Source organism: Thermogemmatispora sp., from assembly GCF_042408735.1.
GTDB lineage: Bacteria > Chloroflexota > Ktedonobacteria > Ktedonobacterales > Ktedonobacteraceae > Thermogemmatispora.
The window spans coordinates 1-14032 of the sequence record NZ_JBHOQV010000156.1 but is presented as its reverse complement, the minus strand read 5'-3'; the positions used below and the strand labels follow the sequence as shown (position 1 = coordinate 14032).

Sequence of the window (14032 nt, the reverse complement as noted above, 5' to 3'; positions counted from 1 at the left end):
GATATCCATTTGCCAGCAACGGTGCCAGACAGGCACCCTAGAAGGAGCAACGAACCATCATGGCGCAAGCCTTCAACCCAAAAAAGGATCTGCTTGAAGAGAAACGCCTCATCAACGGACCCGCGGTCAGCGTCAACCAGCTCATGCCCCTCAAGTATCGTTGGGCCTGGGAGCACTATCTCAACGGCTGTGCCAACCACTGGATGCCCAACGAGGTCCCTATGGCCAGCGACATCGAACTCTGGCGCAGCAACCGCCTCTCCGAGGCCGAGCGCCTGGTCATCATGCGCAACCTGGGCTTCTTCGCCACCGCCGAGAGCCTTGTTGGCAACAACCTCGTCCTGGCCATCTTCAAGCACATCACCAACGCCGAATGCCGCCAGTATCTCCTGCGCCAGGCCTTCGAGGAAGCTGTACATACTCACGCCTTCCTCTACATCGTCGAGAGCCTGGGACTGGACGAGCGCGAAGTCTTCACCATGTACCATCGCATTCCGGCTATCCAGCGCAAGGATGCCTTCGAGATGAAGCTGACCTACGCCCTGCTTGACCCCAACTTTGATACCGCCGAGCCGGAGCGCGCCCGCCAGTTCCTGGACAACCTCATCGGCTACTATGTCATCATGGAGGGCATCTTCTTCTATAGCGGCTTCGCCATGATCCTCTCCTTCCATCGGCGCAACCTGATGACCGGTATCGGCCAGCAGTTCCAGTACATTCTGCGCGACGAAACCATCCATCTCAACTTCGGCATCGACCTGATCAACGGCATCAAAGCCGAGAACCCCGGACTCTGGACACCGGAGTTCGAGCGGCATATTATGGAACTGATCGAAGAAGCGGTAGAGCTGGAGATCGCCTATGCCTACGACTGTTTGCCAGAGGGAATCGCCGGCCTGCACGCTCCGGCCTTTGGCCGCTACGTGCGCCATATCGCGGACCGGCGCCTGGAGCGCATCGGCCTGCCGGCGGTCTACCATGAGCCGCATCCCTTCCCCTGGCTGAGCGAGACCATCGATCTGAGCAAAGAGAAGAACTTCTTTGAGACGCGGGTCACCGAGTACCGGTCGGCGGCGACGCTGGAATGGGATTGAGTGGGGCGTGCCCCCGACCGCTGCTGGGTGGCTCCCAAGCGAGCAGATGTGAGGAAAGGAACAGGTTAGGATTATGGTGCAGGCTACCAATCTCGGCTACCCGCGCATCGGCGCCAGACGCGAGCTGAAGCGGGCCTTGGAACAGTTTTGGGCCGGGAAGCTGGACGAGCAAGGACTACGCGAGCAGGCCGCCGCCTTGCGCCAGGCCCACTGGCAGCTCCAGCAACGTCTGGGGCTGAGCCACATCCCGGCCAACGATTTTTCCCTCTACGACCATGTGCTAGATACGGTGCTGCTGGTGGGAGCGGTGCCGCGCCGCTATCGCCATGTCAGCAACGGGGAAGGGCTAGACCTGTCCACCTATTTTGCAATGGCCCGCGGCCTCGAGGCCGGCCCGGGTGGCGAGGCGGTGCCCCCGATGGAGATGACCAAGTGGTTTGATACCAACTACCACTACATCGTTCCAGAGTTTGAAGAGGATCTCTCGTTTCGCCTGGCCTCAAGCAAGCCTCTGGACGAGTTCCAGGAGGCCCGGGCTCTGGGCATCCAGACCCGCCCCGTGCTGCTGGGACCGGTCTCCTTCCTGCTCTTGGGCAAGACCCACCGCGCGGATCTCTCGCCCCTGACCTGGCTCGAACAGCTTCTACCGGTCTACGAGGAGCTGCTCCAGCGCCTGCAGGCCGCCGGCGCCAACTGGGTACAGCTTGATGAACCCTGCCTGGTACTCGATCTGGAGGCCCCAGTCCTGCGGGCCGTCGAGCAGAGCTACGCTTGGCTGCAGCGGGCTGCCCCGGGGCTGCGCCTGCTGCTGGCCACCTACTTCGGCGACCTCGGTCCCGCTCTGCCTGCCCTCCTGCAGCTTCCGATCGCCGCTCTCCATCTGGATCTGGTGCGCGCACCCCAGCAGCTTGAGCCAGCCCTGGCCGGAGCTCCGTCCACGCTGACGCTCTCGCTCGGCCTCGTCGATGGGCGCAATGTCTGGCGCACCGATTTGGAGCAGGCGCTCCTGCTGGTCGAACGAGCGGTCGAACGTCTCGGCTCCGAACGCGTCCTCCTGGCTCCCTCTTGCTCGTTGTTGCACGTGCCGGTCGATCTGGAGCTGGAGAGCGATCTTGATGGCGAGCTGAAACAATGGCTGGCCTTTGCCAACCAGAAGCTGGAGGAGATCGTCCTGCTGACTCGGGCCGCCAACGAAGGGCGGCAGGCCATCGCCGAGGAGCTTGAGCGCAACCGCCAGGCCCTGCAGCGCCGACGCAGCTCGCCGCGCATCCACAACGAGGAGGTAGCCCGCCGCGTCCGTGAGGCCCGTGCCCAGCGTGCGGCTCGACAGCACCCCTACGGAGAGCGCCGCCCGCGCCAGCGCGCTCAGCTCCAGCTCCCGCTCCTGCCGACCACCACCATCGGCTCCTTTCCCCAGACCGAGGAGGTGCGGGCCGCCCGAGCAGCCTTCAAGAACGGGCGCCTCGATGCCGCTGGCTACGAGACCTTCATTCGCGGCGAGATCGAGCGCGCCATTCGCTTCCAGGAGGAGATCGGTCTCGATGTCCTGGTGCATGGCGAATTCGAGCGCAGTGACATGGTCGAGTACTTCGCCGAGCAGCTCGATGGCTTTCTTTTCACCCGCAATGGCTGGGTCCAAAGTTATGGCTCGCGCTGCGTCCGCCCACCGGTCATCTACGGCGACGTTCAGCGCCGCGGCCCTATGACCGTCCGCTGGTCGGCCTTCGCCCAATCTCTGACTTCCCGGCCCGTCAAGGGCATGCTGACCGGTCCGGTCACAATGATGCAGTGGTCATTTGTGCGCGACGATCAGCCGCGGGCCGATACCTGCTATCAGTTGGCCCTGGCGCTGCACGATGAGGTCCGGGACCTGGAGGCCGCCGGCATCCGCGTCATCCAGATCGATGAGCCGGCTCTGCGTGAGGGCCTGCCCCTGCGCCGCTCGCAGTGGGCCAGCTACCTCGACTGGGCCGTCGACTGCTTCCGTCTGGTCTCGGCCTCGGTGCGCGATGAAACCCAGATCCATACCCATATGTGCTACGCCGAGTTCGGCGATATCATCGAGGCTATCGCGGCCATGGACGCCGATGTCCTCTCGATCGAGGCCTCCCGCTCCCGCCTGGAGCTGCTCAACGTCTTTGTCCGCTATCGCTATCCCAACGAGATCGGGCCGGGCGTCTACGATGTCCACTCGCCGCATGTCCCTTCGGTCAGCGAGTATGAGCAGCGCCTGCTGCGCATCCTGGAGGTACTGCCCGCCCACCAGGTGTGGGTCAATCCCGACTGTGGCCTCAAGACGCGCCGCTGGGAGGAAGTCAAGCCGGCCCTGACCAACCTGGTGCAGGCGGTGCGGGCCGTGCGCGCCCGCCTGGAAAGCGAGCAGGGACAGGAACGGCCCGAATCCCAACGCGCCACGAGCTAGCCAGCCTGCCCTGAGCTGCAGGGACATGGGCATGTCGACCCTCGCTGGGACAGGGGGAAAATGCGCCTCCCTCTGCCCCAGCGCCTCCTGGCTTGATCCTGTTCCTCCGCTCTTGCAGGCTTGCAGGCTTGTGGGCACCTCCACTCGCCGGCTGGCCCGCTCTCTCTCCTCGCTCACACCGAAGTGTGAAGCAAGTCACTTCCTCTCTGTGAGCTGCCTCCTAGCCGCGGCTGCTCTTCCAAAGTATGGTCAGGACAGGGCAGACAGCTTCCCCTGCTGCCTTCAGCCGCTGGCTGAGGCCCTCTTCCTTTCCGGCACGCGCTGCTGGCCTGATACAGGCAAGATTAGACAGGGCTGTCTGCCTGCCTCTCTGTGCTATTCCGATCCGATAGAAGCCGAGCATGTCTGACTGGTCCGCTGAAGAGGTGTTCGCCTGGATTCATCTGGATTCATTTTGCTCTTTTGCTTCTTCCTTCTTCAGATCCTCAATGAGGTGGACTTATGACTACATCAGGTCAGCCGGGAGCCTTGGGCGCCTACAGCCTGAGTCGCCTCCTGGGGAAAAACAGTCTGGCCGAGACCTATCTCGGCGAAGAGCGTGCCAGCCAGCAACCTGTTGTCGTCAAACTGTTCACGGTGAGCCTCTCTGGGCAGGATCGTCTGCGCCTCGTTGAGACGCTGCGCGCCGCTGCCCACATCCTGCATCCTGGGCTGGTGCGCATCTTGGGGGCTGGCCTGCACGAAAGCTTCCCTTTTCTGGTAACTGAGTATGCTGCCAGCGGGTCGCTGCGCCAGCGCTATCCCCAGGGAACAAGTCCACGTCCCGAGATGCTGCTGTCGATGGTCGAGCAACTCGGGGCAGCCCTGCAGCACCTGCATCGCCAGGGCCTCTTCCACTTGAATTTGAAGCCCGAGAATATCCTGCTGCGGGACGATGGCAGCCTGATGCTCTGCGACGGCGGCTGGCTGGGACTGCCCCCTCTCTGGCATCATCGCCTGACCGGCGGGCACGAGAGCGCAGCCTACTTGGCGCCAGAGCAGCTTCTGGGCCTGCCGGTGGCAGCCAGCGATCAGTATGCCCTGGCCTGCCTGCTCTACGAGTGGCTCAGCGGCCAGCCGCCCTTTGTTGGCTCTTTCCGCGAAGTCTGTCTGCAGCATCTGCACCTCCCTCCTCCTCCGCTGAATGCGCCAGTGCCAGCAGAGCTGGCCAGCGTGCTCAGGAGGGCCCTGGATAAAGATCCCGGCAGGCGCTTTCCTTCGGTCAAGCTCTTCGTTGAGGCTTGCCTGCAGGCCATGCGTCGGGAAGTCAGTCAACCCGTCATCCCGCCGGCTTCGCCCGCTGCCGCTGCCACTCCCTCTGCCCTCACGCACAGGCCGCTGCCGTCTTCGGCACCGACCCCCGCCGAGCAGGCGCTCCACCCGCAAGATCAGCCAGTGCCACCAGTCGAACAGGGGCTGAAACCCCTTCCGGTCTGTCGTCTCTGCCGTCAGCCTTTGCCTGCCAGCGGCGCGCTTCGGACCTGTCCGGCCTGCGGCTATCCTGCTGATCTGGGCGAGGAGCTGCGCTTTCTCGAGCAGCTAACGGCTGAACTGAGCGGCCTGGTCCAGGCGGGCGCTGCCGCGATCCGCCTGGGGGATCTGGCAAGGCTCTCTGTTCCCTCCCTGCTAGCGCTCAGGCGCGAGGCCCACTTTAGCCCGGCTTTTCTCCCCCTCGTGCAGGCTCTCGAGCGCTATCGGCGCCGTCTGAGGGAGGTGCAGCAACTCATGGCGGCTGGCGGCCAGACCCCAGACCCAGCCTCGTCTCCTGCTCCTGCCCTTAACATCCAGCCCGAGGCTCAACGGCTGCCCCAGAGCGAGATCGTCTTGACTTCTGCAGCACCCCCGGCCGGGCCGGCCTCGCGGCCAGCTCCCGAGGGCGAGGCCGGGACCGAGGCTGCCAGTCCGCTCGACGATACGCTGGTCAGGAAAGCGCTGAAGCCTCCCCAGCGGGCTGGACAGCCCAGCGCGCCCCCGCCACCAGCCTCCCAGACGGCAAGAACGACCTCGGAAAACGGGCAGCAACAGCCCCAGCGCCCAGACTCAGATCGCCAGGCTGCGGCTCTTGCCCAGTCGTCGCTGTCAGGGCCTGCCAACCGGCAGGAGCTGGCTGGCGTGGGCCGGCTTCCAGGCCCCCTGGCCCAGGCTCCCGCCGCGACCGCTGGCAGCCAGGCTGCCCCGGCGCGCCCGCCGCTTCCACCACGTCTAGCACGTTCATCACGTTCCAGCCCCATTGCCACCTTGCGACCGCTGGTTGAGTCGCCGGTGGCTCTGATGGTCGCTCTGGGCACTTTCCTTCTCCTGGCGGCGCTGCTGGTCTTCCACATTGCTAATCGGCAGTATGCGCTTCCGGTCACTCTCTGCGCTCAGGTCTTTTTTGCTTCGATGATTGCCATCACGGGCCGCTCCAGGCACTTCCGTGAGTTCCGGGGGATCTACGCTCTTTTCTTCGCTCTGACTGTCCCTCTCCTCTTCCCCGATCTGGGCTTCCTGCTTCAGCAGGAGCAGTATAGGCCGTGGCTGCTGGCCCTGACAGCTCTCTACGCCGCCGTGACCTACGGCGTCTTGGCCGTCTCTCAGCGCTTTAGCCCCTTCGCCATTCTCTGCACGGTGGCCCTGGTAGTGGCCGCCACCTCTCTGGTGTGGGCCATTGCTCCCGGCTCCTGGGGCTGGTGGGTCGCCAGCGGCTGGCTGGTCCTGGCTCTGCTTGAGGCCGAGGCTCTCACCGATGCCGCGGCGGCCCGGCGCTCCCCTCTGGCACGCCTGCTGCATACCTCTTGGGACGTCCTGCGAACCCCGCTGGCTCTCTCGTCCCAGGTGCTCGGCTACGGAGTGGCCTCCCTCGCTGGTCTGCTCGGCTTCCTGCTCCTTCTGTTTCTCTGGATCGTTCAGCCATCTCCAGACACGCCTTTGTGGGCGAATCTCTTCTCTATTCCGCTCACCTTGCTCCTGGCGCAGGTCTGGTTGGTACGGGTTGGCCAGCACCTGCGCCAGGGTGCCCTGCAGTATCCCTTGATCGCCTTGCTGGCTTTAACGGTCCCTCTGGTCTGTAGTCTGGCCTTCCCGACAGCGGCCCGTCTGGCGAGCGGCCTTGGCCTTCTCGGGCTGGTGGCCTGCCTCGATGGCTACGCACGCCTGGCCTCTCCAGCCTCCTGGCCCTACCTGCGTCCGGGACGAGTGCTGACGGTGGTGAGGTATGGCCTTGTGCTGCCGATCTCTTTTCTGACGGTGCTGCAGCCGCAAGTCACCAGTGAGCGGGAGAGCCTGCTTGCTGGGGCAGCCACGGTCCTGCTCAGCGCCGGTCTGCTCCTGCTGATGGTGCTCTTTCCTGCCTCGGTGGCGGCTGAGGAGGGGGAACAGCTCCTTCGCCCTCGCCGCCTGCCCTGGCTGCAGATCCTGCCTGCGGGCATGGCTCTCTGGGGCTATGCTGCCTTGGGGCAGGCGATCGCCTGGGCCGGCCTCTCACCTCTGTGGTGGCTGGGCCTCTTCTGCGGGGGGCTGATTGGCCTCTCCTGTCTGGTACGCCCCTGGAGCGGGCGCGACTATAGCGCTCCCTGGGAGGCCGTCGTGGCCGTGGCGCTGGGTCTGCTGCTCTTGCTGATCCCTGTGCAGGGCACGGACAGCGATGGGACCCTGGTACCGCTGCTGTTGGGGGCCGCTATCTACGCGGTGCTCGTGGCTCAGCGTCGCTCGCTCTGGCTCTGGCTGCCGGGCTTGCTCCTCCTCGTCGGTTTGGCTGGGTTGGCAAAGTGGATCGCCGATGTCGACCACCTGGTCCCAAATGCCTGGGCCGTCATCTTGCTAGCGGGGAGCCTTCTGCTGCCAGTTCTGGCGGCGCTGCTGCATCGCTTCCTGCCGGCGAACCCTACGCTCAGGCTGCGCTTGACACCTCAGGTCTGGCAGAGCGAGCGGCTCTTGGTGGCCTGGGAATGGGACTGGCCGCTGACTGTGCTGGCCCTGGGGACCGGTCTTGGTCTGGCCGCCCTCCTGATCGCCGATGAAGAGAACTGGAGCAGGGCCGCTCTGGCCGGCATAACCGCTATTCCTCTCATCCAGGAGCTGGCCGCTTCCGGCTGGCTCGCCGTAGCGGAGGCGCTGGCCGCGGGACTGATGGCCTACCTGGCCGGATGGTGGGCCAGAACCCGCCTCTGGCTTGCCCCTGCCGCCCTCTTCGCGCTGGTAGCCCTTTGGCTGATACAAGACGAGTTCTGGGCCTTGACCGCCGTGGTCATGGGGACAGCCGCCGTGGGCATGGCGGTCAGCCGCCTGAAAGGCCGGCGCTGGGCTATTCCCTGGTACGTGGCAGGCCTCTTCAGCCTCCTATTGGTCATGTGGCATTCGCTGCCTCCCAAGACGTACAGCGCCTTTGTCTTGCTGGCCCTGGCGGGGGTAGTGAGTATCGTGGGGCTGGTCGAGGGTCTGCCCGAGGTACTCTGGTTGGTGCCGCTCCTGCTGCTGGAGGCGGCTACAGCGGCCCTCTTCCTGAAGCCCGACAGTTTCCTCCTCCCCTCCGCTTTGCTGGTGCCGGCTCTGGTCCCACTCTCCGCCCTGGTCGGGCTGGCCCTGGGCGTCTGGCAGTCACGAGACGTGGGACGGCGAGGCAGCTTCTGGCGTTGGCGCTGGGCCCTGCCCTGGTACGCCGGTGGCCTGGTGGGAATCGCAACGACCAGTGTGGCCCTCTCAGGAGAACTGTGGACGCAGCCGCCGGTCCTTATTCTCTCCCAGGCCGGCCCCTACTTGCTGTTGGGCTTTGCCTGCATTGTGACCCTCGTTGGGCTGCTCGAGCAGGCGCCAGAGCTCCTCTGGCTCGCACCGGCGCTGGTCCTGGAGACCTGTATTCTGCTCCTGCGAGATCTCTTCTTCCCCAATCCCTTCCCCGCCGCTGGCAGCTCCTGGCTCCTGCCGCTCCTGGCTCCTGGCTGTAGCGGGCTGGGTCTGCTGCTGAGTCGGCTGGGCCAACAGCGGCGCGAGCTGCGCCTGCGCCGTGCCCTGCCCTGGTACGGTGCCGCCCTGCTGGCGCTGGGAGCCGTCAGCCTGGCCCTCTTCTGGCCGGCGGCAGCAGGGCCCTGGGGAGGGAACCCTTACCTGCCTTTGGGCTACGCCGCCCTGCTGACGATCATCGCTGGGCTGGAAGGAGCGCCTGCTATGCTCTGGCTAGTCCCTCTCCTGCTCCTGGAGACCTGCGCGGCGGCTCTCCTGCCAGCGGGGCGCACCAATCTGGCGCTGACCCTGCTGGTACCGGCCCTGGTCCCGCTCTCCGCTCTGATGGGGCTGGCCCTGGGGTGGTGGCAACGACTGCGCTGGCAGCCAGCTCACCAGCCTCCCCAGGATCCGGCTGCTGCCTGGCTCTGGTCCCTGCCCTGGTACACCGGCAGTCTGCTGGCAATGGGAGCCACCAGTCTGGCCCTCTTCGGCGACCTCTGGTCCGCTCCTTCCGTGCGACCGCTCAGCCTGATGGGACCCTACTTACTGCTCGGCTTCGGATCCCTCAGCGTGCCTGTGGCTCTGATCGAGGCCCTTCCCGAGATCCTCTGGCTGCTGCCGCTCCTCGCCGTCCTGGCCACCGTTGCCGCTCAGCAGAAGGGAGGCTCTGACCTGGGGAGCGCCCTTCTCATGCCGGGCCTGGTCCTTCTCTGCACCTTCGTGGCCCTTGGAACGAGTCGCACTCTGCTGGGGCGCCTCGATCGCTCTTCCTCCCCCGTGGAGAGGTGGCTCCGCCTCCGGCTGGTTGCGCCGTGGTATACCACAGCGGCCATCGCGGCTCTGGCAACCGCTACCTTCCCCTTCGTGAGCGCGGGCTTTGGCTGGGCAGGCACCGTTGCCTTCCTACTGCTCGGCTATGCCCTCCTGGCCTGGCTCGTTGCTGTTCTGGAGCGATGGCCTTTGGCGGCGCTGGCAACCAGCATCTTCGGCCTCTGGGCCCTGGGCAAGATTGCCCTGGTCGAGCAGACCCGTGGCTTGTTGCTCCCCGTGGTCCTCGGAGTGCTCTTCCTCTCCCTGCTGGCCGACCGAAGGCCCGGGCCCGCCATCGGCCGGGGGCCAGGCGCCTCGACAAGCGCGATCCGGCCTTCCTGGGCCTTGGGCTGGGTGCCGCTGCTGGTCGTGGGCTGGAGCATACTTGGCCTACAACACCCCGAGCCATTTGCCTCCCTCCCCGCTCCGGAGGCCTGGAGTGCCGCCCTGGCCGCCTTCCTCATCTATGGCTCTGGCCTGCTGCTCCGTCAGGTAGGCGTCTGTTGGCTGGCCATCCCCCTGGCTCTGGAGGCTCTGCTGCAGCTGGGGATCAACGCCAGTGCCGCTGTGGGACGAGAACCAGATATGCAGGGATTGGCGGTCTTCTGCCTCCTGTCCAGCGCCTGCCTGGCCAGCGGAGCAATTCTTGAACGGCGCTGGCCGCTGCGCGCCTACGTCTTCCCCCTCCTGGCTGCCAACTGTGCCGGCGTCCTGGCCTTGGGGATCGCTGGCAGCCTTTCTTCAGATCCTCAGAGGATCCTGCTGGCCTCTGCCCTGCTGCTGGGCTATGGTCTCCTGATCTGGCTCCTGGCTCTGGGCCTGGGCTTAGCGCTGCTCACCCTCCTTACAGGGCTGTGGAGCGTCTGGGGACTGGCTTTACTGGCGGGGCCCTCTTTGCGGGGTCAGCTTTCGTTCTTGGGCCTGTCCTTCGGCAAGGATCAGGCGGTGATCATTGTCGGCAGCCTGGCCGCGCTGCTCGGCCTGCTCGGCCTGCGCCGACGGCGGAAGGTTCCTGGACCTACCCCCAAGTATGAGGAGAAGGCAGCATGAGAGAATTCTCCCACCCTCTCTTCGAGCGTCTGCTCTGGAGCTGGCCCTGGTACCTCCTGGCCAGCCTGGCAGCCCTTTCCGTCGGGCTGAGCGCCTCGCCCTACCGGCTCGTCGGGCTGGCCTGCTTTGTCCTGCTTGCCACCCTGGCCATGCTCCGCGAGCGTCTTCCCGAAGCCCTCGTCTTGCCGGCTGCTCTCCTGGCCTGGCTGCTGGCCCTGCTGCCGGCAACCCTGGGCTGGTCGCCGGCAAGAACGCTCTTGCTGGGCACCTTCGTCTGTGTTCTGCTCTTCCTGTCGCAGTTCCTCTGGCGCCTCATCAGACCGGCGCCCCTCTGGCTGGCTCCTGCCACACCAGCCCAGGCGCTCGCCCTCAGTGGCCAGTTCACTATTGTCCTGATCAGCATCAGCATCGAGCTGACAGGACAGCTACACGGCGCCTGGTCAGGACTGCCAGCTTCGGCGCGACTGCTCGACCTCTCTCTGCAGACTGGTCCGCTCTCTCTGACTGTCCTGGGCTTGCTTCTGATCTGGCTCTCTCTATTGCAGTCCCGCCGTGCTCCGCGTCTCTGGATGGGCTATACCGCTGGCCTGCTTCTGACGGTAGCCCTTTCCTGGGAGATCGGCAGCCTCTGGCAACCCTCTCTCGACCTCCTCTGTCTGCCTCCAGCAAGCTACCTGGTCGTCCTGAGTCCCTTCCTGCTGCGCGATCGCCAGACTCGCGGCAGCCAGGCGGTGGGGCGCATGCTGGTCGTCGCCGGCTCCTGCCTGCTGCTGCTGCCCGCCTTCATCTTGAGCATCGTCAGCGATACGACGGGACAGCTGGTTTCGCTCCTGCTGCTGCTGGCTGAGTCGCTGGCCCTCTTCACCTTCGGCATTGCTGTGCGCGTGCGCTTCTTCGTCTTGGGCGGCGCCGCCCTGGTCGTGGGAGGGGCCATGAGAGCCGTTGTCTATACCCTGGTCAATCCCCAGAGCGCCCTCCTGGTCTGGCCCGCTCTTAGTCTGGCTGGCCTGGCCCTCCTGGGCGGCTCCATCTTCCTGACTCTGCGCCGCTCGGCTCCCCAGCCCTGAGCGGCGGAAGACGGATCGCCTGCCTCCCAGAGGCTTCAGACATAGCCCCGCAGGCGATCCGCCTCCCGATAGGCCATCTGCGCCTCGCGCTCTCGCCCCAGCTTCTTCAGCGCGTTGCCACGCCGCTCGTGCAGATCAGCGTCGCCAGGCTCCCTGGCTAACAGCTGCTCATAGAGCGATAGAGCCTGGGCATACCTCCCCAGCACAAAGAGCGCGTCCGCCCGTCGCAGCGATGGCTCCTCGCGGCCAGCCCGCTGCTCCGCCTCCAGCGCCAGGCGGTAAGCCTCCCGCGCCTCGCCCTCGCGCCTGAGCTTGAGCAAGGCATCGGCCTGCCCATAGCGGGCATCCACCAGGTCGGGATCACAGCGCAGGGCCTCCTCGTAGGCTGCCAGAGCTGCCCGGTAGGCTCGCTGCTGGTAATAGGCATCGCCCCTGGCGCAGTGAGCCGCCGCAAACGTCGGCTGAAGCTGCACAGCGCGCTCCAGGGACGCCAGTGCCTTCCCATAGTCCTCACGCGCCAGGCACAGCAGACCGCGGCCATAGTGCGCAGCCACATTGCTCGGGTCGGCCTCGAGCGCCAGCTCATAGGCGCGCAGGGCCTCGGCGACTCTGCCAAGCCGTTGCAGGGTCGCCGCCCGCCCACTCTGAGCATAGCTATCGCCTGGATTCTCACGCAGGGCCTGCTCGTAGGCGGCGAGCGCCTCCTCAAAGCGGGCCTGCTGCCAGCAGGTATCGCCCAGCCAGCGCCAGTCGAGCCGGAGCTGCGGATCAGCGGCGGCTGCCCGCAGATAGCTGCCGAGCGCCTCTGCGTAGTGTCCCTCGCGGAAAAGCTGGTCGCCCGTTGCCTTCAGCACCTGGGCCTGCGTCAGGGCTGGCTGAACTGGACCCACCTCGAGCCTGGGTTCCTCCGATGGTGGAGCCTGAGCGGCAGCAGAGTCCACCACTGGGGAGCTAGCAGGCCGAGGCTGAGGACTGCCTGGGAGCGGCGCCGAAGTCGGAACCGGATGGAGCAGGGGCGCTGCAGAGGAGGAAACGGTGGACGACGAGAGCTTGCGAGTTCGCTTGAGCGCCAGACTCTCGTGCTGCGGCCGCCTATCGGTAGGATCAAGGCTCTCTAGCAGCCGGTAGCGCTCCAGGGCCGCCTCAAGCTCTCCCCGGGCCGCCTCCTCGCGGGCGCGCTGCAGCCAGCAGCGCTTGAAGCCCTGATACTGCTCGGGATCATGCGGCGCCGTGCGCAGCGCCAGGAGAAACTCGCCCACTGAGGCGTGGCGCTCCGCCGGCTCCTTCATCAGGGCCTTCAAGATCGCCAGCTCGATGTGGAGAGGTACTGCCTGAGGGCAGAACCGTGACAGGGGCGGGGGCAGCTCCTCACGGTGCTGCCGGGCCCAGCCCAGCCAATGGCCACCGGCGGCGGCAAACGGCCTGTGACCTGTCAGCAGCTCGTAGGCCAGGCAGCCCAACGCATATTGATCGCTCGCCGGCGAGACCCGTCCCTCAAACTGCTCAGGCGCCATGTAGGGGAGCGTCCCAGCAATCGAGAGCCGCTGCGTCACCGCCGCATCCAGAATGACAGCAATGCCAAAATCGGCCAGCAGGGCTGTTCCAGCGGCATCGAACAAAATATTCTCGGGCTTCAGATCGCGGTGAATCACCGGCCTCTCCTGACTGTGGGCATGCTCCAAGGCCCGGCCAACCTGCTCGAGAATCTGCAGGGCCTCCTCCAGCGGCAAGCCGCCTGGCTGCTGGCGCAGGCGATCGCGCAGCGAACCGCCAGCGGCATAGGCGGCGATCAGATAGGGGGGAAAGTGCTGATCGAGACCGGCATCATAAAGCGGCAGGATATGCGGATGTCGCAGCTCCTCTAGCAGACGGGCCTCTTGTAGAAAGGCCTGCCGCTCCTTTGAGGAAACCCCACGCGCCCCGCTGAGAAACTTGACCGCTGCCCGACGGGGCAGCAGCAGGTGCTCGGCCAGATAGACCTCGCCAAAGCTGCCACTTGCAAGGCGCTCGCCAAGGCGATAATTCCCAAGCTGTTGACCTGTATAGCTACCTGGTGCCGTCGTGGCCATTGCTCTCACGCAGGCCTGAGATGGAGGCCGTTCCTGCCCCGGGCAGGGCGCGCTCATTCTTTGCCACCCTGTGGCTCACTACCAGCTAAGGATACCATAAGCGGGGAAAACGTACCAGTGGGACACTGTCGCGACAGCAGGAGAAGGCGAGCAAAATGAACCTGGTACCGCGGCTGGTCCCTCAGCCACGGCACCAGGCTGCTGCGCAGGTAATGGAGCTTTGCCGCCAGAGCAAAGACTCTTACACTCCAACCGGCCTAGAAGGGAGGATAGGCGTTCTGGACCAGGGTATCAAAGCCCGCCTGGAACCAGGCCCCCGACACCGGCGCGTTCGGCATCGCCCCCGTCGGCTGGTTGTTGTTCATCGAATTGCCCCCATAGGTGGGGTCGCACATCCTGTCGAAGCCCTTGCCCGTCGGGTTGTTGGGTCCCTGCGGGATCAGGCTGCTCGACCCGTCCGACTCCCCGGGCGGCTTGATCCACACAAAGGCGTCAAACCCACTCGCCGGGTTGGCCTGCGGGCGCGCTCCTATCCCGCCCGGCTGGTTGCACCAGTTCCCC

At 65.6% G+C, this 14032-nt stretch carries 6 protein-coding genes; 4 read left to right on the top strand and 2 right to left on the bottom strand.

The window, feature by feature from the left end; genetic code table 11:
- Nucleotides 1-59: 59 nt before the first annotated feature.
- From ACFMO7_RS17495 to ACFMO7_RS17480, 4 genes are all read left to right on the top strand, one after another.
- The gene (locus ACFMO7_RS17495; RefSeq protein ID WP_376796772.1) at nt 60-1094 is read left to right on the top strand and encodes a ribonucleotide-diphosphate reductase subunit beta; all 1035 of its coding nucleotides are present in this window, start codon (nt 60-62) and stop codon (nt 1092-1094) included.
- Between the two features lie 73 nt (nt 1095-1167).
- Nucleotides 1168-3516, top strand: a complete 2349-nt coding sequence (gene metE, locus ACFMO7_RS17490) for a 5-methyltetrahydropteroyltriglutamate--homocysteine S-methyltransferase (RefSeq protein ID WP_376796771.1) — start codon at nt 1168-1170, stop codon at nt 3514-3516.
- A gap of 501 nt (nt 3517-4017) precedes the next feature.
- Nucleotides 4018-10335: a protein kinase gene (locus ACFMO7_RS17485; RefSeq protein ID WP_376796770.1), complete on the top strand. Its 6318-nt coding sequence runs from the start codon at nt 4018-4020 to the stop codon at nt 10333-10335.
- Nucleotides 10332-11402 carry a hypothetical protein gene (locus tag ACFMO7_RS17480; protein WP_376796769.1) on the top strand — a complete coding sequence of 357 codons (1071 nt, stop codon included), beginning with the start codon at nt 10332-10334 and terminating at the stop codon, nt 11400-11402. The genes ACFMO7_RS17485 and ACFMO7_RS17480 overlap by 4 nt, the downstream gene beginning before the upstream one ends.
- Nucleotides 11403-11437: 35 nt before the next feature.
- Here ACFMO7_RS17480 and ACFMO7_RS17475 read toward each other — a convergent pair whose 3' ends face one another.
- Nucleotides 11438-13471 carry a tetratricopeptide repeat protein gene (locus ACFMO7_RS17475; protein ID WP_376796768.1) on the bottom strand — a complete coding sequence of 678 codons (2034 nt, stop codon included), beginning with the start codon at nt 13469-13471 and terminating at the stop codon, nt 11438-11440.
- Between the two features lie 257 nt (nt 13472-13728).
- Nucleotides 13729-14032, bottom strand: a 304-nt coding sequence (locus tag ACFMO7_RS17470; RefSeq protein WP_376796767.1) for a glycoside hydrolase family 6 protein, incomplete at its 5' end; no start/stop codon positions are given.

Excerpts from the sequence above, each read along its gene's own strand:
- ACFMO7_RS17475 (WP_376796768.1), bottom strand. The coding sequence starts at position 13,471 with ATGGCCACGACGGCACCAGGTAGCTATACAGGTCAACAGCTTGGGAAT.
- metE (WP_376796771.1), top strand. The coding sequence starts at position 1,168 with ATGGTGCAGGCTACCAATCTCGGCTACCCGCGCATCGGCGCCAGACGC.
- ACFMO7_RS17495 (WP_376796772.1), top strand. The coding sequence starts at position 60 with ATGGCGCAAGCCTTCAACCCAAAAAAGGATCTGCTTGAAGAGAAACGC.
- ACFMO7_RS17485 (WP_376796770.1), top strand. The coding sequence starts at position 4,018 with ATGACTACATCAGGTCAGCCGGGAGCCTTGGGCGCCTACAGCCTGAGT.
- ACFMO7_RS17480 (WP_376796769.1), top strand. The coding sequence starts at position 10,332 with ATGAGAGAATTCTCCCACCCTCTCTTCGAGCGTCTGCTCTGGAGCTGG.